Source organism: Streptomyces sp. SN-593 (assembly GCF_016756395.1).
GTDB lineage: Bacteria > Actinomycetota > Actinomycetes > Streptomycetales > Streptomycetaceae > Actinacidiphila > Actinacidiphila reveromycinica.
The window spans coordinates 259,279-283,365 of the sequence record NZ_AP018365.1 but is presented as its reverse complement, the minus strand read 5'-3'; the positions used below and the strand labels follow the sequence as shown (position 1 = coordinate 283,365).

Annotated in this window: 1 protein-coding gene; it reads left to right on the top strand. The window is 75.0% G+C overall.

Annotated features, from left to right (window positions below; all coding sequences use genetic code 11):
- Positions 1-12 precede the first annotated feature (12 nt).
- Positions 13-24,087: a non-ribosomal peptide synthase/polyketide synthase gene (locus RVR_RS01200; protein ID WP_202231993.1), complete on the top strand. Its 24,075-nt coding sequence runs from the start codon at positions 13-15 to the stop codon at positions 24,085-24,087.

Genomic DNA, 24,087 nt, shown 5'->3' with positions numbered 1-24,087 from the left:
GGAGGAACCCCCATGTCCCGTCGCGACGGAGACGCCCTGCCCCTGACCGCGGCCCAGCGGGAGATCTGGCTCGCCGAGCAGAGCTCCCGGACCCCGATCCCCGGCTACCGCGTCGGTGAGTGCCTGGAGATCCACGGGCCGATCGACCCGGAGCTGTTCGAGACCGCGCTGCGCCGGGTGGTCCACGAGGTCGACGCCCTGCACGTGACCTTCGCCGACGACGGCGACGGCCCGCGGCAGATCCTCCGCGAGTCCTGGCACTGGGCGCCGGTCCACCTCGACCTCGTCGCGGAGCCGGACCCGCGGGCGGCGGCCACCGCGTGGATGGAGCGGGACCTGGCCCGCCCGTTGGACCCCACCCGCGACCCGCTGTTCGGGCACGCGCTGATCCGGCTGTCGCCGACGGAGTTCCTCTGGTACCTGAACTACCACCACCTGGTGCTGGACGCGATCAGCAGCTCCATGGTCCGGCAGCGGGTCGGCGAGGTGTACTCGGCCCTCGCCGAGGGCGCCGCCGTCCCGCCCTGCCCGTTCGGCTCCCTGCGGGACCTGGTCGACAGCGACGCCGCGTACCGCTCCTCCGCCGACTTCACCGCCGACCGCGCCTACTGGATGGGACGGCTGGCCGATCCGCCGGCCCCGACACGGCTCACCGCCGGCGCCGCGGCCGACCCGCACCAGGCCCTGCGGCTGGCCGGGGAGCGGGCGCTGCGGCGCCCCGAGGCGCTGCGGGCGGCGGCCGAGCGGGCCGGTGTCCGCTGGTCCCGGGTGGTCGTCGCGGCCACCGCGCTCTACGCCCACCGGCTGAGCGGTGCCCAGGACGTGGTGCTCGCCCTCCCCGTCACCGCCCGCCGCGGCGGCGACCGCGACCTGACGGCGGTCCCCGGCACGATGTCCAACGTGGTGCCGCTGCGGCTGGCCGTGCGGCCTGACATGTCGTGGGGCGACCTCGTCGCCCAGGTGGCGCGGGAGGTCGATTCGGCCGTCGCACACGAGCGCTACCGCAGCGAGGACCTGCTGCGCGACCTCGGCACGCCCGGCGGCATCGGCACGGCGTTCCCGCTGATCGTCAACATCATGGCCTTCAACGCCAGGCCGAGCTTCGCCGGGCACCCCGCCTCGGTACGCCACTTCGTGTCGGGGTCGACGACCGACCTGGCCGTCTGGGTGTTCGACTACCGGGACGGCAACCCGCCCCTCCTCAGGCTGCACGGCGCGCCGCAGGCGTACGGCGACGACGACCTCGCCGCGCACCAGGAGCGCCTGCTTGCCCTGCTCGACGCCGTCGCCGACTGCGACCCGGACGAGCCGGTCGGGCGGATCGATCTGTTGTCGGTGGAGGAGCGGTGTCGGTTGGGGGTTTGGGGGAGGGGTCCGGTGGTGGGGGTTGCGGGGGTGGGTCTGGCGGGGTTGTTCGGGGCTGTGGTGGGTCGGGCTCCTGATGCGGTGGCGTTGGTGTGTGGGGATGTGGTGGTGACGTTCGGGGAGTTGGAGGTGCGGGCGAATCGGTTGGCGCATGCGTTGGTGGCGCGGGGGGTGGGTGCTGAGGGGTTGGTGGCGGTGGTGTTGCCGCGGTCGGTGGAGTTGGTGGTGGCGGTCTTGGCGGTGGTGAAGGCGGGGGCGGCTTATGTGCCGGTGGATCCGGGGTATCCGGCGGCGCGGGTGGGGTTTGTGTTGGAGGACGCGTGTCCGGTGTTGGTGGTGACGGATGTGCGGACCGGGGGTGGGTTGCCGGTGGGTGGGGTGGAGCGGTTGGTGGTGGACGATCCTGCGACGGCTGCGGTGGTGGCGGGGTGTCCGGAGGGTGATCCGGGGGTGGTGGTCGATCCGCGTCATCCGGTGTATGTGATGTACACGTCGGGTTCGACGGGTCGGCCCAAGGGGGTCGTGGCCACCTACGGCGGCCTCGCCAACCTGCTCGCCGACCACCGCCTGACGCAGTTCGCGCCGCTGCTGGAACACCGGCCGCGGCTGCGGGTCGCCCTCACCACCTCGGTGTCGTTCGACGCCTCCTGGAACCAGCTCATGGCCCTCTTCGCGGGCCACGAGCTGCACGTCCTGGACGAGGAGACCCGTACCGACCCGCGGGCCCTGGTCGACTACGTGGCCAGCCGAGGGGTGGACTACGTCGAGGCCACGCCGTCCTACCTGCGGATCCTCGTCGAGCACGGCCTGTTGGACGACCCGGCGACCAGCCCCGCACTGGTCGCGGCGGGCGGCGAGGCCGTCCCGGCGCCGTTGTGGGAGCGGCTGCGCGCGGCCGACACGGTGAGGTGCCTGAACTTCTACGGACCGTCCGAGTGCACCGTCAACACGGTGGCCGCGCCCATGGACGCGAGCCCGCGCCCGGTGATCGGACGGCCCGTCACCAACGCCCGACTCCACGTGCTGGACGCCGCGTTGCGCCCGGTGCCGGTGGGTGTCCCCGGTGAGCTGTACGTCTCGGGTGCGGGGGTGGCGCGGGGGTACCTGAACCGGCCGGGCCTGACGGCGGGGCGGTTCGTGGCGGACCCGTTCGGTGCGGGCGGGTCGCGGATGTACCGCACGGGCGACCTGGTGCGGTGGAACACGGAGGGGAACCTGGAGTTCCTGGGCCGTACCGACGACCAGGTCAAGGTCCGCGGCTTCCGCGTCGAACTCGGCGAGATCGAAGCGGCCCTCACCGCGCACCCGCACGTCGCCCAGGCCGCCGTCACGGTGCGCGCCGACGAGGAGGCCCGGCTGGTCGCCCACGTCCTCCCCACCGCGGGACACGACCTCCGGGAGGACACGCTCCGGGCCCTGCTGCGGGAACGGCTGCCGGAGTACATGGTCCCCTCGGCGTACGTGGTGCTGGACACCCTGCCGCTGACACCGAACGGCAAGCTCGACCGACGCGCGCTCCCGGAGCCCGGGTACCGGCCCGCGTCGCCGGGCCGCGCCCCGCGCACCGCGGTCGAGCACCTGCTCACCGGGCTGTTCGCCGAGGTGCTGGGCGTCGCCGAACCCGGCCCGGACGACAGCTTCTTCGACCTCGGCGGGCACTCCCTGCTGGCCACCCGCCTGGTCGCCCGGGCCCGGTCGGTGCTCGGCGTCGAACTGGGGCTGCGCGACCTGTTCGACACCCCGACGGTGGCGGGACTCGCGGCCGCGGTGGACGCCGCCGGCCGGGCCCGCCCGGCGCTGGGACGGCGCGAGCGGCCCGGAGCCGTCCCGCTGTCCTTCGCCCAGCGCCGGCTGTGGTTCCTGCACCGCATGGAGGGCCCGAGCGCCACCTACAACATCCCGCTGGCGCTGCGCCTGTCCGGAAGCCTGGACCGGCGGGCCCTGGAAGACGCCCTGGCCGACGTGGTCGAACGGCACGAGAGCCTGCGCACCGTCTTCCCGGTGGTCGACGGCGTGCCGCACCAGCGGGTCCTGGACCCCGACGCGGCGCGGCCGCGGCTGCGGGTGACCGAGGCCGGCGCGCGCGACCTGCCCGACCGGCTGGCACAGGGGGCGCGGCACGGCTTCGAGCTGTCCGCGGAACCGCCGCTGCGCGCCGAACTGTTCCGGCTCGGCGCGCGGGACCACGTGCTGCTGCTCGTGGTGCACCACATCGCCGGCGACGGCTGGTCGACCGGGCCGCTCGCCCGCCACCTCACGACCGCCTACGCCGCCCGCAGCGAGGGCGCGCGGCCGCAGTGGCCGCCGCTGCCGGTGCAGTACGCCGACTACGCCCTGTGGCAGCGGGAGCTGCTGGGCGACGGCGCCGACCCGGACAGCCTGCTGGGCGGTCAGCTCGCCTACTGGCGTACGCGGTTGGCGCACCTGCCCGAGCAGGTCGAGCTGCCCTTCGACCGGCCCCGCCCGGCCGCGATGTCCTACCAGGGCGCCCAACTGCCGTTCCGGATCGACGCCGAACTCCACCGCGGCCTGCGCGCGCTGGCCCGCGACGGCTCGGCCAGCCTCTTCATGGTGCTCCAGGCGGGGCTGGCCGCCCTGCTGGGCAAGCTCGGTGCGGGCACCGACGTCCCGATCGGCACCCCGGTCGCCGGACGGACCGACGAGGCCCTGGACGACCTGGTCGGCTTCTTCGTCAACACCCTGGTGCTGCGCACCGATCTGTCCGGCGACCCGACGTTCACCGAACTCCTGGGCCGGGTGCGCGAGGGCGCGCTGGCCGCGTACGCGCACCAGGACGTGCCGTTCGAGCACCTCGTGGAGGCGCTGAACCCGACCCGGACGCTCGCGCACCACCCGCTGTTCCAGACCATGCTCACGTTGCAGAACGCGCCGTCCGGCACTTTCGAGCTGCCGCGGCTGCGGGTGCGGACCGATCTGGTCCCCACCGGGACGGCCAAGTGCGACCTCACCTTCGTGCTGGCCGAACAGCCGGGCGGCGGCGGGCTGTCGGACGGGCTGTCGGACGCGCCGTCGGACGCGCTGGCGGACGGGCTCTGCGGCGTGGTCGAGTACAGCACCGACCTGTTCGACGCGGCCACCGTCGGCGGGATCGTCGAGCGGTGGCTGCGGCTGCTGCGCGCCGTCGTCGCCGACCCCGGCCGGCGGATCGGACAGGTGGACGTGCTGTCCGCCGACGAGCTCCGGGCCCTGCTGCCTCCCGCCGCCGACCAGGACGGGGAAGCGCCCGAGAGCTGCCTGCACACGCTGTTCGAGCGGCAGGTGCGGGCGGACCCCGCCACCGTCGCCCTCACGGACGGCGGCGCCGCGCTGACCTACGGGCAGTTGAACGCCCGCGCCAACCGGCTGGCGCACGCCCTGGCCGGCCGGGGCGTGGGACCTGAGCGACTGGTGGCACTGGCCCTGCCGCGCTCGGCGGACCTGGTCGTCGCGGTGCTCGCGGTGCTCAAGGCCGGCGCCGCCTACGTACCGGTGGACCCGGCGTACCCGGCCGCCCGGATCGCCTACCTGCTCCGGGACACCCGGCCCCCGCTGCTCGTCACGACGAGCCGGATCGGGGACCTCCCGGGCGCGGAGCACGTGGACCGGCTGCTGCTGGACACCGCGGACCTCGACGGCCTGCCCGACACCGACCCCGGGGTCGCCGTCGACCCGCGCCACCCGGCGTACGTCATCCACACCTCCGGCTCGACCGGCGACCCCAAGGGCGTGGTGGTCCCGCACCGCAACGTGGTGCGCCTGTTCGCCACCACGCGGGAGCTGTTCGGCTTCTCCGCGCGGGACGTGTGGACCCTCTTCCACTCCTACGCCTTCGACTTCTCGGTGTGGGAGCTGTGGGGCCCGCTGCTGCACGGCGGCCGCCTGGTGGTCGTGGACCACGAGACCAGCCGCTCGCCCGGGCGGTTCCTGGAGCTGCTCGCCCGGGAGCGGGTGACGGTGCTCAACCAGACCCCCTCCGCCTTCTACCCGTTGATGGAGGCGGACGCCGGGACCCCGGAGACCGGCCGCGAACTCGCGCTGCGCACCGTGGTGTTCGGCGGCGAGGCGCTGGAGCACGCCCGGCTGGCCGGCTGGTACCGCAGGCACCCGGACGACGCGCCGCGGCTGGTCAACATGTACGGCATCACCGAGACCACGGTGCACGTCACGTACGCGGCGCTCGACCGGTCCGGCACCGCCCCCGGCCAGGTGGGCGAGGCCCTCCCGGACCTGCGCGCGTACGTGCTCGACAGCGGCCTGCGGCCGGTGGCCCCGGGCGTGCCCGGCGAGCTGTACGTCGCGGGGCCCGGCCTGGCGCGCGGCTACCTGAACCGGCCCGCACTGACCGCCGGACGGTTCGTGGCGGACCCGTTCGGAGCGCCGGGGACGCGGATGTACCGCAGCGGCGACGTGGTGCGCCGCGCGGCGGACGGGAGCCTGCGCTACGTCGGCAGGGCCGACCAGCAGGTGAAGGTGCGCGGCTTCCGGATCGAACCCGGCGAGGTCGAGGCCGCGCTGGCCGCCCACCCCGGCATCGCCCAGGTCGCCGTCCTGGCCCGGCGCGACCGCGCCGACGACACCCGGCTGACCGCGTACCTGGTGCCGGCCGAGGGCGCCGTGCCGGGGCCCGCCGCCCTGCGGCGCCACCTGCGCGAGCGGCTGCCGGAGTACATGGTGCCGTCCGCGTTCGTGCCGCTGGACGCGCTGCCGCTGACCGCCCACGGCAAGCTGGACCACCGGGCCCTGCCCGCCCCCGGCCCCGCCCCGGCGGCCCCCTCCCGCGCGCCGCGCACCGCGCAGGAGCAGGTCCTGTGCGAGCTGTTCGCGGAGGTCCTGGGGGTGGCGGCCGTCGGCGTCGAGGACGGGTTCTTCGACCTCGGCGGGCACTCCCTGCTGGCCACCCGGCTGGCCGCCCGGATCCGCGCGACCCTCGGCGTGGAGATGCCGCTGCGCACCCTGTTCGAGGCGCCCACCCCCGAGGGCCTGGCCGCCGCCCTGGTGGCGGCCGGCCCGGCGCAGGCCGCCCTGGCCCGGCGCGAGCGCCCCGTCAGGGTCCCGCTGTCGTTCGCGCAGCGGCGCCTGTGGTTCCTGCACCAGTTGGAGGGCTCCGGCGCGAACTACCACATCTCCCTCGCCTGGCGGCTGTCCGGGACGCTCGACCGGCAGGCCCTGGACGCCGCCGTGGCCGACGTGGTCGCGCGGCACGAGGCCCTGCGCACCGTCTTCCCGGCGGTGGACGGCGTGCCCTGTCAGCGGGTGCTCGACCCCGACACCGCACGGCCGCCGCTGCCCGTGCGCCCCGTCACGGAGGACGAACTGCCGGCCGCCATGGCGGACGTGCGCGACCGCCGGTTCGACCTGGCGGTCGATGTGCCGCTGCGGGGCGCCCTGTTCGAACTGGCGCCGGACACGCACGTCTTCCAGGTGGTGCTCCACCACATCGCGGGCGACGGCTGGTCGCTCGGCCCGCTCACGCGGGGACTGACCGCCGCCTACGCGGCGCGCCGCCGCGGCGAGGAGCCGCGGTGGGAGGAACTGCCGGTCCAGTACGCCGACTACACCCTGTGGCAGCAGGAACTGCTCGGCGACCCCTCCGACGCCGGCAGCCTGTTCGCCGGCCAGGCGGACTACTGGACGAAGGCACTGGCCGGACTGCCGGAACGGCTCCAGTTGCCCACCACCCGGCCCCGTCCGCCGATCGCCTCGCACCGGGGCGGCTCCGTGCGTGCCGCGCTGGACGCCGACCTGCACCGCGGCCTGCGCGAGCTCGCCCGCGCGCACGGCACCAGCCTGTTCATGGTCCTCCAGGCCGCGCTGGCGGCACTGCTGAGCAAGCTCGGCGCGGGGGACGACATCCCGGTCGGCAGCCCCGTCGCCGGTCGCACCGACCAGGCGCAGGACGACCTGGTCGGCTACTTCGTCAACACCCTGGTGTTCCGCACCGACACCTCCGGCGATCCGACGTTCGCCGAGCTGCTCGGCCGGGTCCGGGACACCGCGCTGGCCGGATACGCGCACCAGGACCTTCCGTTCGAGTACCTGGTCGAGGTCCTGAACCCGACCCGGTCGCTGGCCCACCACCCGCTGTTCCAGGTCATGCTGGTGTTGCAGAACGCGCCCCGGGCCGACTTCGCGCCGTCCGGACTGCGCGTCGAGGAGGTGGCGTCCGCCTCGGCCACCGCCAAGCTCGACCTGATCCTCACCCTGTCCGAGCGGCACGCCCCGGACGGTTCCCCGGACGGGATCGACGGGTCCGTCGAGTACGCCCTCGACCTGTTCGACCCGGCCGCCGTCGAGGAGCTGACCGGCCGGTGGGAGCGGCTGCTGCGCGCCGTGGTCGCCGACCCGCGGCAGCGGATCGGGCGGATCGATGTGCTGTCGGTGGAGGAGCGCCGTCGGTTGGGGGTTTGGGGGAGGGGCCCGGTGGTGGGGGTTGCGGGGGTGGGTCTGCCGGGGTTGTTCGGGGCTGTGGTGCGTCGGGCTCCTGATGCGGTGGCGTTGGTGTGTGGGGATGTGGTGGTGACGTTCGGGGAGTTGGAGGTGCGGGCGAATCGGTTGGCGCATGCGTTGGTGGCGCGGGGGGTGGGGCCTGAGGGGTTGGTGGCGGTGGTGTTGCCGCGGTCGGTGGAGTTGGTGGTGGCGGTCTTGGCGGTGGTGAAGGCGGGGGCGGCTTATGTGCCGGTGGATCCGGGGTATCCGGCGGCGCGGGTGGGGTTTTTGTTGGAGGACGCGTGTCCGGTGTTGGTGGTGACGGATGTGCGGATCGGGGGTGGGTTGCCGGTGGGTGGGGTGGATCAGTTGGTGGTGGACGATCCTGCGACGGCGGCGGTGGTGGCGGGGTGTCCGGAGGGTGATCCGGGGGTGGTGGTCGATCCGCGCCATCCGGTGTACGTGATGTACACGTCGGGTTCGACGGGTCGGCCCAAGGGGGTCGTGGCCACCTACGGCGGCCTCGCCAACCTGCTCGCCAACCAGCGTGCCCTGGTCTACGGGACGGCCGAGCGGATGCGGGTGGGGATGACCACCTCCGTGTCCTTCGACGCCTCCTGCGACCAGATCCTCGCCCTCTTCGCGGGCCACGAGCTGCACGTCCTGGACGAGGCGACCTGGTCCGACCCCGGCGCCTACCTCGCGTACGCCGCGCGCGCCGGACTGGACACGGTCGGCGGCACCCCCTCCTACCTCCAGGTCCTCGTCGAGCACGGCCTGCTGGACCACCCGCGGTGGCGCCCCTCGGTGGTCGCACTGGGCGGCGAGGCCGTCCCGCAACCGCTGTGGGAACGGCTGCGCGCGGCCGACGGGGTGACATCCCTGAACTTCTACGGCCCCTCCGAGTGCACGGTGGACTCGGTCCACGCGCCGCTGGCGTCCAGCCCGCGGCAGGTGATCGGCCGACCGCTCGGCGGTACGGAACTGTACGTCCTGGACGCCGCGTTGCGCCCGGTGCCGGTCGGTGTCCCCGGTGAGCTGTACCTCTCGGGTGCGGGGGTGGCGCGGGGGTACCTGAACCGGCCGGGCCTGACGGCGGGGCGGTTCGTGGCGGACCCGTTCGGTGCGGGCGGGTCGCGGATGTACCGCACGGGCGACCTGGTGCGGTGGAACACGGAGGGGAACCTGGAGTTCCTGGGCCGTACCGACGACCAGGTCAAGGTCCGCGGCTTCCGCGTCGAACTCGGCGAGATCGAGACGGCCCTCACCGCACACCCGCACGTCGCCCAGGCCGCCGTGCTCGTCCGGCAGGACCGGCCGGGGGACCCCCGGCTGGTCGCCTACCTGCAACCCGCCTCCGGGTCGGAGCCGCGGACGGAGCCGCGGACGGAGCACCTGCGGGCGTACCTGCGCGAGCGGCTGCCGGAGTACATGGTGCCGTCCGCGTTCGTCCCCCTCGCCGCGCTGCCCCTGAACGCCAACGGCAAGGTCGACCGGCGCGCCCTGCCCGAGCCCGACGCCGACGTGACGCCGGCCGGCCGCGCGCCGCACACTCCGCGGGAACAGGTGCTGGCCGGGCTGTTCGCCGAGGTGCTGGGCGTGCCGCGGGTCGGTGCCGACGACGACTTCTTCGCGCTGGGCGGGCACTCGCTGCTCGCCACCCGGCTGGTGGCACGGGTCCGGGCGACCCTCGGGGTGGAGCTGGAGCTGCGCGCCCTGTTCCGCACCCCGACGGTGGCGGGGCTGGCCGCCGGACTCGGCGGCGCCGACCGGGCCCGGCTCGCGCTGGAGCGGGTGGAGCGCCCCGATCCGGTGCCGCTGTCGTCCGCCCAGCGGCGGCTGTGGTTCCTGCGCCAGATGGAAGGCGCCGACTCCGTCTACAACATGCCGCTCGCGTGGCGGCTCCGCGGGCCGCTGGACCTGGCGGCACTCGAAGCGGCGCTGGGCGATCTCACCGACCGGCACGAAACCCTGCGGACCGTCTTCCCCGCCGCCGACGGCGTGCCCCACCAGCAGGTGCTGCCCGCCGGCCGCGCCCGTCCGGAGCTGGCGGTCACCCGGGCCGACCGGTCGGACCTGCCGCGACTGCTGACGAAGGCCGCGGCGCGCGGGTTCGACCTCGCCACCCGACCCCCGCTGCGCGCCGAGGTGTTCCAGGTCGCGGCCGACGAGCACGTGCTGCTCGTGGTGATGCACCACATCGCCGGTGACGGGTGGTCGCTGGGCCCGCTGGCCGCCGACCTGGCCACCGCCTACGCGGCGCGCCGTCGGGGCGGGGAGCCGCGGTGGGCACCCCTGCCGGTGCAGTACGCCGACTACACCCTGTGGCAGCGCGAACTGCTCGGCGACCCCGACGACCCGCACAGCCGGTTCGCCGGGCAACTCGCCTACTGGAAGGCACAGTTGTCCGGGCTGCCGGAGCAGATCCGGCTGCCCGCCGACCGCCGCCGCCCCGCCACCCCCTCCCACGCGGGCGGCCACCTCCCGATCGCCCTGGACGCCGAACTGCACGCCGGACTGGTCCGGCTGGGCCGGGCCCACGGCGCCAGCGTCTACATGGTGCTCCAGGCGGCCCTGGCGTCGCTGCTGGACAGGCTCGGCGCGGGCCCCGACGTCCCGGTCGGCAGCCTGATCGCCGGCCGGACCGACCAGGCGCTGGACGACCTCGTCGGATTCTTCGTCAACACCCTGGTGCTGCGCACCGACACCAGCGGCGACCCGTCCTTCGCCGAGCTGCTGGTCCGGGTGCGCGAGGGCGCGCTCGGCGCGTACGCGCACCAGGACCTGCCGTTCGAGCACGTCGTCGAAGCCCTCAACCCGTCCCGGTCGCCGGCCCGCCAGCCCCTGTTCCAGGTGCTGCTCGCGCTCCAGAACGTGCCGCGCACCGAGTTCGCGCTGAGCGGCCTGACCTCCGAGGTCCTCCTCGTGCGGACCCCGACGACCATGTTCGACCTGGGCTTCCACCTGCTGGAGCGCGGCGGCAGCGGCGGGCCAGCAGAGGGCATCGTCGGGCGGGTCGAGTACAGCACCGACCTGTTCGACCCCGGCACCGTGGAGACGCTGGTCGCACGCTGGCTGCGGCTGCTGGCGGCGGTGGTCGCCGATCCGGAGCGTCCGCTCAGCCGGGTCGACGTCCTCACCCCCGAGGAGCGGCACGACCTGCTGGTGGCCCGCAACGCCACCGCCCGCCCCACCCCCGACGCCACGCTGCCCGCGATGTTCCAGGCGCGGGCCCGACGGACCCCGAAGGCCCCGGCGGTGGTCTTCGAGGACACCGTGCTCACCTACGGCGAGCTGAACCGCCGGGCCAACCGACTGGCCCACGCGCTCCTCGCGCGCGGCGTGGGTCCGGAGCAGGTCGTGGCCCTGCGACTGCCGCGCTCGGCAGAGCTCGTGGTCGCCGTCCTCGCGGTGCTCAAGGCGGGCGCGGCGTACCTGCCGGTCGACCCGGACTACCCGGCGGCACGCATCGCGTACATGCTCTCGGACGCGCGTCCCGCCGTGGTGCTCGACGACCTGGCGGCCGTCACCCCCGACGGGGAGCTGCCGGAGCACGACCCGGTGGTCCGCGCCGACACCCGGCACCCGGCCTACGTCATCTACACCTCCGGTTCCACCGGCCGGCCCAAGGCCGTGGTGATGCCCGCGGCCGGACTGCTGAACCTGCTGGAGTGGCACCACGGGGCCGTCGGCGGCGGACCCGGCACGCGCACCGCGCAGTTCACCGCGGTCGGCTTCGACGTCTCCGTGCAGGAGATGCTCTCCGCGCTGCTGTACGGCAAGACCCTCGTGGTGCCGACCGAGGAGCAGCGCCGCAGCGCGGAACTGTTCGCCCACTGGCTGGAGCGGCACCGCGTCGAGGAGCTGTTCGCGCCCAACCTGGTGGTCGAGGCACTGGCCGAGGCCGCCGAGGAGGCCGGGCTCGCCCTGCCGCACCTGCGGCTGGTCGCGCAGGCCGGAGAGGCGATGCGGCTGGGCGGCGCCGTACGCCGTTTCCGGGCGGGCCGGGCGGACCGGAGGCTGCACAACCACTACGGGCCGGCCGAGACCCATGTGATCACCGCCTACGCGCTCCCGGCCGACCCGGCCGACTGCCCGCTGCCGGTACCGATCGGCCGCCCGATCGCGAACTGCCGGGCGTACGTGCTCGACCCGGCGCTGCGGCCGGCGGCCCCCGGAGTGCTGGGCGAGCTGTACCTCGCCGGAGCGGGTCTGGCGCGCGGGTACCTGAACCGGCCCGGGCTGAGCGCCGGCAGGTTCGTCGCCGACCCGTACGGCCGGCCCGGCACGCGGATGTACCGCACCGGTGACCTGGTGCGCTGGCGCGCCGACGGAGAGCTGGAGTTCGCCGGCCGGATCGACCACCAGGTCAAGGTCCGCGGGTTCCGGATCGAGCCGGGGGAGATCGAGGCCGAGCTGACCGCGCACCCGGGCGTCGCCCAGGCGGCGGTGCTCGCCCGCGAGGACCGCGTCGTCGCGTACGTCGTCCCCTCCGACGGGAGCGGGGCGACCGCGGCGGCCCTGGGGGCGCACCTGCGTGAGCGCCTGCCGGAGTACATGGTGCCGTCCGCCTTCCTGCTGCTGGACGCGCTGCCGCTGACGCCGAACGGGAAGCTGGACCGGGCGGCGCTGCCGGCCCCGGAGCCGGCCGCGACCGGAGGCGGCCGGGCGCCGCGCACCCCGCAGGAGCAGATCCTCTGCACGCTGTTCGCCGAGGTGCTGGGCCTGGCCCGGGTCGGAGCCGACGAGGACTTCTTCGCCCTCGGCGGGCACTCGCTGCTCGCCACCCGCCTGGTCTCCCGGGTCCGCGCGGCCCTCGGGGTGGAACTGGAGCTGCGCGCCCTCTTCCGGACCCCCACACCCGCCGGCCTCGCGGCCGGGCTGCACGACGCCGCGACCGCGCGGCAGGCCCTGGTGCCGCGGCCCCGCCGCGAACCCGTGCCGCTGTCCTTCGCCCAGCGCCGCCTGTGGTTCCTCCAGCAGTTCGGCGCGCCGAGCGCCACCTACCACATGCCGCTGGCCCTGCGGCTGTCCGGCGACCTCGACCGGGCCGCGCTCGGCGCCGCGCTCGTGGACGTGGTGGCCCGGCACGAGACGCTGCGCACGGTCTTCCCGCACACCGCCGGGATTCCGCACCAGCGGGTGCTGGACAGTGCCGAGGCCGCTGTTGCGCTGACCGTGCGCCCGGCCGGCGACGCGGAGGTGCCCGCCCTGCTGCGCGAGGCGTCGGTGCGCGGCTTCGACCTGTCCTCGGAGGTGCCGCTGCGGGCGGAGCTGTTCGCGGTGGCGCCGGACGAGCACGTGCTGCTGCTGGTCATGCACCACATCGTGGGCGACGGCTGGTCCATGGGCCCGCTGGCCCGGGACCTGGCCGCCGCCTACGCCACCCGGCGGGGCGGCCGGGCGCCCGCGTGGCCGCCGCTGCCGGTGCAGTACGCCGACTACACGCTGTGGCAGCAGGAGATCCTGGGCGACGAGCACGACGCCGACAGCCTGTTCGCCCGTCAGGTCGCCTACTGGAAGCGGGCGCTCGCCGGGCTGCCCGAGCAGGTGCGCCTGCCCGCCGACCGGCCGCGCCCCGCCACCATGTCGTACGGCGGCGACCTGCTGGAGGTCCGGATCGGCGCGGACCTGCACGCGGCTCTGCTGGAGTTGGCGCGGGGTACGGGGACGAGTCTGTTCATGGTGCTCCAGGCGGCGTTGGCGGCGTTGTACACGCGGTTGGGTGCGGGGACGGACATTCCGATCGGCAGTCCGATCGCGGGGCGTACGGACGAGGCGCTGGACGATCTGGTGGGGTTCTTCGTGAACACGCTGGTGTTGCGTACGGACACGAGTGGGGATCCGTCGTTCGCCGAGTTGCTGGGGCGGGTGCGGGAGACGGCGCTGTCGGCGTACGCGCACCAGGACGTGCCGTTCGAGCACCTGGTGGAGGTGCTGAACCCGTCGCGCTCGCTGTCCCACCACCCGCTGTTCCAGACCGGTCTGGTCGTGCAGAACACGCCCGGCGGGGACTTCGAGCTGCCCGGACTGCGGGTCGCCGGTGTCGCCGTGCCCACCGGCACCGCGCGGCTCGACCTGACCTTCGGGTTCGTGGAGGAGCACGGGCCCGAAGGCGCTCCGGCCGGAATCACCGGCACGATCGAGTACAGCACCGACCTGTTCGACCGCGCGACGGTCGAGGTCCTGGCCGCCCGGTGGACCAGGCTGCTGGCCGCGGTCGCCGCCGCACCCGACCGGCCGATCGGCGGGATCGACCTGCTGTCCGCCGAGGAGCGCGGCGAACTGCTGCCCGCCGCCTCTGCGGAGCGGGCGGCCGGGCCCGGCCTGCCGGAGCTGTTCGCGGCGCGGGTGGCGGCGGCGCCGGGGGCGGTGGCGTTGGTGTGTGGTGGTGTGGCGTTGACGTATGCGGAGTTGGATGGTCGGGCGAACCGGTTCGCGCGGTGGTTGGTGGCGCGGGGGGTGGGTGCTGAGCAGGTGGTGGCGGTGGCTTTGCCGCGGTCGGTGGAGTCGGTGGTGGCGGTGTTGGGGGTGTTGAAGGCGGGGGCGGCGTATCTGCCGGTGGACCCGGGGTATCCGCGGGCGCGGGTGGAGTTCATGGTGGGTGACGCGCGGCCGGTGGTGGTGGTCGATGATCCGGCGGTGGTCGCCGGGTGCGGGGGGCCTGGGACCGATCCCGGGGTGGTGGTGGACGTCCGGCAGCCGGCGTATGTGATCTACACGTCGGGTTCGACGGGTCGGCCCAAGGGTGTGGTCGTCAGCCACGCCGGCGTGGCGGGCCTGGTCGCCGAGCAGGCCGCCCGGCTCGGCGTGGCGCCGGGCAGCCGGGTGCTCCAGTTCGCCTCGCCCAGCTTCGACGCGTCCTTCTGGGACCTCTGCGGCGCGCTGCTCACCGGCGCCACCCTCGTGCTGGCCCCCGCCGAGGCCCCGTTGGAGGCCCTGACGGACCGCCGGCTCTCCGTCACCCACGTGACGCTGCCGCCCTCCGCCCTGGCCGCGCTGGACGGCGCCGCCACCACGGCCACCACCCTGGTGGTGGCGGGCGAGGCGTGCCCGCCGGAGCTGGTGGAGCGCTGGGCGCCCGGCCGCCGGATGATCAACGCCTACGGCCCGACCGAGACCACGGTGTGCGCGACCATGAGCGACCCGCTCGCGCCGGGAACGGGCGCGGTGCCGATCGGGCGGGCGGTCGCGGGCTTCCGGACGTACGTCCTGGACGCGCGGCTGCGTGTCGTCCCACCGGGTGTGACAGGGGAGTTGTACGTCGCCGGGCCCGGCCTGGCGCGCGGCTACCTGAACCGGCCGGACCTGACCGCGGGCCGGTTCGTCGCCGACCCGTACGGCCGGCCCGGTACGCGGATGTACCGCACCGGCGACCTGGTGCGGCGGCTGCGCGACGGCCAGTTGGAGTACGCCGGCCGCGCCGACCAGCAGGTGAAGGTGCGCGGGTTCCGCGTCGAACCCGGCGAGGTCGAGTCCGCGCTCGCCGAGCACCCCGCCGTCGCCCAGGCCGCCGTCGTGGCGCGCGACGACCGGCTCGTCGGCTATGTGACGACCCGTCCCGACCAGGCCGTCCGCCCCGCGGAGCTGGCCGCGCACCTGCGCGAGCGGCTGCCGGACTACCTGGTGCCGGCCGTCTTCACGGTGCTGGACGCGCTGCCGCTGACGCCGAACGGGAAGCTGGACCGGGCGGCGCTGCCGGCCCCGGAGCCGGCCGCGACCGGAGGCGGCCGGGCGCCGCGCACCCCGCAGGAGCAGATCCTCGCCGAACTGTTCGCCGAGGTGCTCGACCTGCCGCGGGTCTTCCTCGACGACGACTTCTTCGCGCTGGGCGGCCACTCCCTGCTCGCCACCCGGCTGGCCGCGAGGGTGCGCTCCGTGCTCGGTGTGGAGCTCGGCCTGCGCGCCCTCTTCCAGGCGCCCACCGTGGCGGGGCTGGCCGACGCGCTGGCCGGGGCCGGCCGCGCCCGCCCGGCGCTGACCGCGTACGAGCGCCCCCGGGCGGTGCCGCTGTCCTTCGCGCAGCGCCGGCTGTGGTTCCTGCACCGCATGGACGCCGCCGCCGCGACCTACCACATCCCGCTGGCGCTGCGGATGTCCGGCGACCTCGACCGCCCGGCGCTGGACCTGGCGCTGGCCGACGTGGTGGCCCGGCACGAGAGCCTGCGGACGGTCTTCCCGGAGATCGACGGCGTCCCCTGCCAGCGCCTGCTGGACCCGGCACCGGTGCGCCTGCGGGCCCGGCCGATCCAGGCGGCGCCGGACGAACTCCCGCGGCGGCTGGCCGAGAGCGCCCGGCACCCCTTCGACCTGGCGACGGAACCCCCGCTGCGGGCGGAGCTGTTCGCGGTGGCGCCGGACGAGCACGTCCTGCTGCTGGTCATCCACCACATCGCCGCCGACGGCTGGTCCACCGGGCCGCTCGCCCGCGACCTGGCGGAGGCGTACGCCGCCCGCCGCGAGGGCCGGACGGCGGACCGGCCGGCCCTGCCGGTGCAGTACGCCGACTACACGCTGTGGCAGCGTGAGCTGCTCGGAGACGCCGCCGACCCCCGCAGCCGGTTCGCCGGGCAACTCGACTACTGGCGCGGGCAACTGTCCGACCTGCCGGAACTCCTCCGACTGCCCACCGACCGGCCCCGCCCGGCCGTCCCCGGCTGGCAGGGGGACCACGTCGGCCTGGAACTCGGCGCGGACCTGCACGCGGCTCTGCTGGAGTTGGCGCGGGGTACGGGGACGAGTCTGTTCATGGTGCTCCAGGCGGCGTTGGCGGCGTTGTACACGCGGTTGGGTGCGGGGACGGACATTCCGATCGGCAGTCCGATCGCGGGGCGTACGGACGAGGCGCTGGACGATCTGGTGGGGTTCTTCGTGAACACGCTGGTGTTGCGTACGGACACGAGTGGGGATCCGTCGTTCGCCGAGTTGCTGGGGCGGGTGCGGGAGACGGCGCTGTCGGCGTACGCGCACCAGGACGTGCCGTTCGAGCACCTGGTGGAGGTGCTGAACCCGTCGCGCTCGCTGTCCCACCACCCGCTGTTCCAGACCATCCTGGCCGTGCAGAACGCGCCGATGGGCCGGTTCTCGCTGCCCGGCCTGGACGTCGCCACCTACGCGGTCGGCACCGGCACCGCCAAGTTCGACCTCGGCGTGAGCATGGCCGAACGCTTCGCCCCGGACGGAAGCCCGGCCGGCGTCGCCGGCACCGTCGAGTACGCCACCGACCTCTTCGACCGCTCGACGGTCGCCGCGCTGGTCCGGCGCTGGACGACGCTGCTGAAGGCCGTCACCGCCGACCCGGAACGGCCGATCGGCGGGATCGACCTCCTCGACGCCGACGAGAGGCACCGGCTGCTGGAGCAGGGCACCGCGACCGCCGGGGCCGTGGAGGCCGTCCCGGTGCCGCACGCCTTCGCGGCGCGGGTGGCGGCGGCGCCGGGGGCGGTGGCGTTGGTGTGTGGTGGTGTGGCGTTGACGTATGCGGAGTTGGATGGTCGGGCGAACCGGTTCGCGCGGTGGTTGGTGGCGCGGGGGGTGGGTGCTGAGCAGGTGGTGGCGGTGGCTTTGCCGCGGTCGGTGGAGTCGGTGGTGGCGGTGTTGGGGGTGTTGAAGGCGGGGGCGGCGTATCTGCCGGTGGACCCGGGGTATCCGCGGGCGCGGGTGGAGTTCATGGTGGAGGACGCGCGGCCGGTGGTGGTGGTCGATGATCCGGCGGTGGTCGCCGGGTGCGGGGGGCCTGGGACCGATCCCGGGGTGGTGGTGGACGTCCGGCAGCCGGCGTACGTGATCTACACGTCGGGTTCGACGGGGCGGCCCAAGGGCGTGGTCGTCAGCCACGCCGGCGTGGCGGGCCTGGTCGCCGGACAGATCGAGCGCTTCGCGATCGAACCCGGCAGCCGGGTGCTCCAGTTCGCCTCGCCCAGCTTCGACGCCTCGGTGTCGGAGATCTGCACCGCCCTGCTCGGCGGTGCCACCCTGGTGCTGCCCCCCGCGGCCGATCCGCTCGCCGCGCTGACCGACCCGCACCTCGGCGTCACCCACGTGACGGTCCCGCCGTCCGTCCTCGCGGCCGTACCGGACGGCGCGGTCGCCGCGTCGACCCTGGTGGTGGCGGGCGAGGCGTGCCCGCCGGAGCTGGTGGAGCGCTGGGCGCCCGGCCGCCGGATGATCAACGCCTACGGCCCGACCGAGACCACGGTGTGCGCGACCATGAGCGACCCGCTCGCGCCGGGAACGGGCACGGCGCCGATCGGCCGGCCGATCACGGGCGCCCGGGTGTACGTCCTGGACGACCGCCTGCGGCCGGTGCCGCCGGGCGTGACCGGCGAGCTGTACGTCGCGGGCGCGGGCCTGGCGCGCGGCTACCTGAACCGTCCGGACCTGACCGCGGGCCGGTTCGTCGCCTGTCCGTTCGGCTCCGGCGAGCGGATGTACCGCACGGGCGACCTGGTGCGCCAACGGTCCGGCGGCGAGCTGGAGTACGCCGGCCGCGCCGACCAGCAGGTGAAGGTGCGCGGGTTCCGCGTCGAACCCGGCGAGGTCGAGTCCGCGCTCGCCGAGCACCCCGCCGTCGCCCACGCCGCGGTCCTCGCCCAGGACGACCGGCTCGTCGGCTACGTCGTCCCCCGCCGGGACACGCCCCGCGACAGCGGGCTGGAGGCGGACCACGTGGACGAGTGGCAGGGCATCTACGACGCCCTGCCCATCGCCGCCGGCGACGCGGCCTTCGGACACGACTTCGTGGGCTGGAACAGCAGCTACGACGCGAGCCCCCTTCCCGTCGAACAGATGCGGGAGTGGCGGGACGCCACCGTGGCCCGCGTGCTGGCCCTGCGCCCGCGCCGGGTACTGGAGATCGGCGTCGGCACCGGCCTGCTGCTCTCGCAGATCGCCCCCCACTGCGACACCTACTGGGCGACCGACTTCTCCGCCACCGCGATCGACTCCCTGGCCGCCCAGGTCGCGGGGGAGGAGCGACTGGCCGGCCGCGTGGTGCTCCAGACCCGCCCGGCCCACGACACCGAGGGGCTGCCCGCCGGAGAGTTCGACACCGTCGTGATCAACTCGGTGGTGCAGTACTTCCCGTCCGCCGACTACCTCGCGGACGTGATCGGGAAGCTGATGCGCCTGCTCGCCCCGGGCGGCGCGCTCTTCGTCGGCGACGTCCGCAACCTGCGCCTGCTGCGCCCGCTGGCCACCGCCGTCCACCTGCACCGCGCCGGCGACGGCGCCGACCGCGCGGGCGTGCGCCGCGCGGTGGAGCAGGCTCTCAGGGTGGAGAAGGAACTCCTGGTCGACCCGGACTACTTCACCGTCCTGCGCGAGCGGTTCCCCGCGGACATCGGCGCGGTGCAGGTGGAGGTCAAGCGGGGCCGCCACCACAACGAGCTCACCCGCTACCGCTACGAGGTGACCCTGCACAAGCAGCCGGTCGTCCCCCACGTGCCGAGCAGGTCCGTCGAGCTGGCGTGGGGGCGGGACATCACCGGTCCGGCCGGGCTGCGCGACCTGCTCGCGCGGCCGCCCGCCGAGGTGCTGCGGATCACCGGGGTGCCGAACCGGCGCGTGGTGGCGGAAGCGGCCCTGGCCCGGGCGGTGCAGGACGGCGACGAGCCGCTCGCGCCGCTGCTGGAGCGGGCGCACACCCCGGAGGAGAGCGGCCCGCCGGACCCGGAGGACTTCCACGCCCTCGGGCGGGAGTTCGGCCGCGAGGTGACCGTCACCTGGTCGGCCACCTCGGCCGACGCCGTGGACGTGCTCCTGGCCGACCCGCGCGCCCCCGGCTCCCCGGTCGAGGCGTACCGGTCGGCCGGGACCACCGGCCGGACCCTGTCGTCACTGACCAACCGCCCCGTCGGCGGCCGCGGCACCGGCGCCCTCCTCGGGGAACTGCGTGACTGGCTGCGCGCGAGGCTGCCCGACTACCTCGTCCCGTCGGCGTTCGTGGCGCTGGACGCGCTGCCGCTGACCGCCAGCGGCAAGCTCGACCGCCGCGCCCTGCCCGCCCCCGACCTCGGCCGGTCCGCGGCCGGACGGGCGCCGCGCACCCCGCAGGAACAACTGCTGGCCGAACTGTTCGCCGAGGTGCTGGGGCTCGCGCAGGTCGGCGTCGAGGACAGCTTCTTCGACCTCGGCGGGCACTCGCTGCTGGCGACCCGGCTGGCCTCCCGGGTGCGGGCCACCCTCGGCGCGGAACTGGAGGTCCGGACCCTGTTCGAGACCCCGACCGTGGCCGGCCTGGCGGCACGCCTGGACGGCTCCGGGGCGGCCCGGCCCGCGCTGGCCGCCAGGGCACGCCCGGAGCAGGTGGAACTGTCCTTCGCCCAGCGCCGCCTGTGGTTCCTGCACCGGATGGACGGGCCGAGCGCCACCTACAACATGCCGCTCGCCCTGCGCCTGACCGGCGACCTCGACCGGTCGGCCCTGCACGCCGCGCTCGCGGACGTCGTCACCCGGCACGAGAGCCTGCGGACGGTCTTCCACGAGAGCGACGGCGTCCCCCACCAGGTCGTGCTGAGCGCCGCGCAGGCACACCCGGAGCTCCCGGTGGCCGACCTGGACGAGGACGCGCTGGCCGGGCGGCTGGCGGACACGGCCCGTCGCGGCTTCGACCTGGCCGCGGAGCCGCCCCTCCGCGCCGAGCTGTACGCACTCGCCCCCGACCGGCACGTCCTGCTGGTCGTGGTGCACCACATCGCCGCCGACGGCTGGTCGATGGGGCCGCTGTCCGCCGACCTCGCGGCGGCCTACGCGGCCCGCTGCCGCGGCGAGCGGCCGCAGTGGGCCCCGCTGCCGGTGCAGTACGCCGACTACACCGGCTGGCAGCGCGACCTGCTCGGTGACGTGGACGACCCGGACAGCCTGTTCGCCAGGCAACTGGCCTACTGGAAACAGGAGCTGGCGGGCGTTCCGCAGCAGGTGCAGCTTCCCGCCGACCGGCCCCGGCCGCCGGTGGCCTCCCAGCGGGGCGACCGGGTCGTGGTCCGGCTGGACCCCGAACTGCACCAGGCGCTGCGGGAGCTGGCCGCCGCACACGGCGCCAGCATGTTCATGGTGCTCCAGGCCGGGCTCGCCGCCCTGCTCACCCGGCTCGGCGCCGGCACCGACATCCCGATCGGCAGCCCGGTCGCCGGCCGGACCGACCAGGCGCTGGACGACCTCGTCGGCTTCTTCGTCAACACCCTGGTGCTGCGCACCGACACCGGCGGCGACCCCGGATTCGCCGAACTGCTCGGCCGGGTGCGGCAGAAGGCGCTCTGCGCCTACGACCACCAGGACGTGCCGTTCGAGTACCTGGTCGAGGTGGCCAACCCGGTACGGTCGCTCGCCCACCACCCGCTCTTCCAGGTCATGCTGGCCCTGCAGAACGCGCCGCTCGGCGAGTTCGCGCTGCCGGGGCTGTCGACGGACCACCTGGAGGCGCCGACCGGGACCTCGCGGGTCGACCTGACGTTCAGCCTCGCCGAGCAGTTCCGCCCGGACGGCGCCGCCGGCGGCCTGGTCGGCGCGGTGGAGTACGCCACCGACCTGTTCGACGCGCCCACCGTGGAGCGGCTGTTCGAGCGCTGGGCCCGCCTGCTGCGCGCGGCGGCCGCCGACCCGGCCCGGCCGATCAGCCGGATCGGCCTGATGTCCGACGCCGAGCGCCACCGGCTGCTGCACGGCTTCAACGACACGGTCGCCGAGGTCCCGTCCGGCTCGGTGCCCGCGCTGTTCGCCCGCCAGGTGCGGGCCACCCCCGACGCGGTCGCGGTCGAGGCGGGCGGTACCGAACTGACCTACGCGGAGCTCGACCGGCGGACCGACCGCCTGGCGACGGCGCTGATCAGCCACGGCGTACGGCCGGAGACGCCGGTCGCGGTCCTGCTGGACCGGTCGGCCGAACTGGTGGTGGCGATCCTGGCGATCGTCAAGGCCGGCGGCGCCTACCTCCCGCTGGACTCCCGCTTCCCCTCCTCCCGGATCGACCTGATCCTGCGGGAGAGCGGGGCCGCCCTGGTCCTCACCCGGGAGGTGCTCGCCGCACTGGCGGGGTCCGCGGACGAGGCCCCGTCGGGCGTCGGCGCCGCCTGCCGGCCCGGGCAGTTGGCGTACATCATGTACACCTCGGGCTCGACCGGCCGGCCGAAGGGCGTGGGCGTCACCCACCGGGACGTGGTGGGCCTCGCGCTGTCCCCCGAGTGGGGCGGCGGCGGACACGACCGGGTGCTGATGCACTCCCCGACGGCCTTCGACCTGTCGACCTACGAGCTGTGGGTGCCGCTGCTGCGCGGCGGCCGGATCGTGGTCGCACCGCCCGGGCACCTCGACCTCGACCTGCTCCAGCACACGATCAGCAGCCGGAAGGTGACCGGGCTGTGGCTGACCGCCGGACTCTTCCGGCTGGTCGCCGAGGAGCGGCCGGGCCTGCTCGCCGGGGTGCGCGAGGTGTGGACCGGCGGCGACGTGGTCTCCCCGGCCGCGGCCGCCCGCGTGCTCGCGGCCTGCCCCGGCACCGAGGTCGTCAACGGGTACGGGCCCACCGAGGCCACCACCCTGGCCACCCGCCACCCGGTGCGCGCGCTCCCCGAGAACGCCTCGACGGTGCCCATCGGCGGACCGATGGCGAACATGCGCGCCTACGTGCTCGACGACCGGCTGCGGCCGGTGCCGACGGGCATGGTCGGCGAGCTGTACCTGGCCGGCACGGGCGTGGCCCGCGGCTACTTCGGCCGGCCCGGGCCGACCGCGGAGCGCTTCACCGCCGACCCGTACGGCCCGGCCGGCAGCAGGATGTACCGCACCGGCGACCTCGCCTGGTGGCTGCCCGACGGCACACTGGAGTTCGCCGGCCGGGTCGACCACCAGGTCAAGCTGCGCGGCCTGCGGATCGAGCCCGGGGAGATCGAGGCGGTGCTGGCCGCCTGCCCCGGCGTCGCCCAGGCGGCCGTGGTCGCCCGCGAGGACCGGCCCGGCGACAAGCGGCTGGTCGCCTACCTGGTGCCCGCGCCCGAGGGCGCGCCCGAGACGGCCGAGCTGGCCGGCCGGCTGCGCCGCGAGCTGCCCGACTACATGGTGCCGGCGGCGTTCGTCACCGTGGACGCGCTGCCGCTGACCGCCAACGGCAAGCTCGACCGGGCCGCGCTGCCGGCTCCCGACTACGGTGCGCAGGACGCCGGGCGCGGCCCCCGTACCCCCCGGGAGCAGATGCTGTGCGGCCTGTTCGCCGAGGTCCTCGGCCGGGAGCAGGTGGGCATCGACGACGGCTTCTTCGACCTGGGCGGCCACTCGCTGCTGGCGGCCCGGCTCGCCTCCCGCGTCCGCGAGACCCTCGGACTGGAGCTGGGCCTGCGCATGCTCTTCGAGGCGCCGACCGTGGCCGGGCTCACCGAACGCCTGGCCATGGACGACCCGGACGACGCCCTGGACGTGCTGCTGCCGCTGCGCTCGACGGGGACGGCCGCACCGCTGTTCTGCGTCCACCCCGGCGGCGGCATCAGCTGGTCCTACAGCGGGCTGCTGAACCACCTCGGCCCGCAGCACCCGGTCTACGCCCTCCAGGCGCGCGGCCTGGGCCGCCCCGAACCGCTGCCGGCCTCCTTCGAGGAGATGGCGGCCGACTACGCCGACCACGTCCAGAAGATCCAGCCCGAGGGCCCGTACCTGCTGCTCGGCTGGTCGGCCGGCGGACTGATCGCCCACGCGCTCGCCTGCGAACTGCGGGCGCGCGGCGAGCGGACCGCGCTGCTGGCGATCCTCGACGCCTACCCGGTGAAGGAGGTGCGCTTCGAGGAGGAGCCGGTGCCGACCGTGCGCGACGTGCTCGTCGGGGTGCTGGACGTGGACCCGGACGAACTCGGTGACCGGGAGATCACCTACGCCGAGGTCGCCGAGGTGCTGAACCGGCGGGGCAGCGCGCTGGCCGGCCTGGACGAGCGCCAGGTCGAGGTGATCGTCCAGATCATGATCAACAACGCCAAGCTGTCGGTCGACTTCGTCCCCGGCCGCCACGACGGCGACCTGCTGCTGTTCAACTCCACCATCGACCGGGGCGACGACGACGCGGGTCCCGACGCCTGGCGCCCGTACGTCGCGGGCCGGATCGAGTCGCACGAGATCACCACCCGGCACGACCAGATGACCAAGGCGGGCTCGCTGGCCCAGATCGGACCGATCCTGGCCGCCAGGATCGCCGAGGCCACCGGACACGTCCGTGACACCGGCCCGGTCCGCGACACCGCACACGCCCGCGGAGCCGGCGACGCCCGTGGCACCGGCGACGCCCGTGCCACCACCCTTTCCCACCAGGAGGACTGA

Bases quoted from the DNA above. Each gene is read 5' to 3' on its own strand.
- RVR_RS01200 (WP_202231993.1), top strand. From the start codon at position 13: ATGTCCCGTCGCGACGGAGACGCCCTGCCCCTGACCGCGGCCCAGCGG.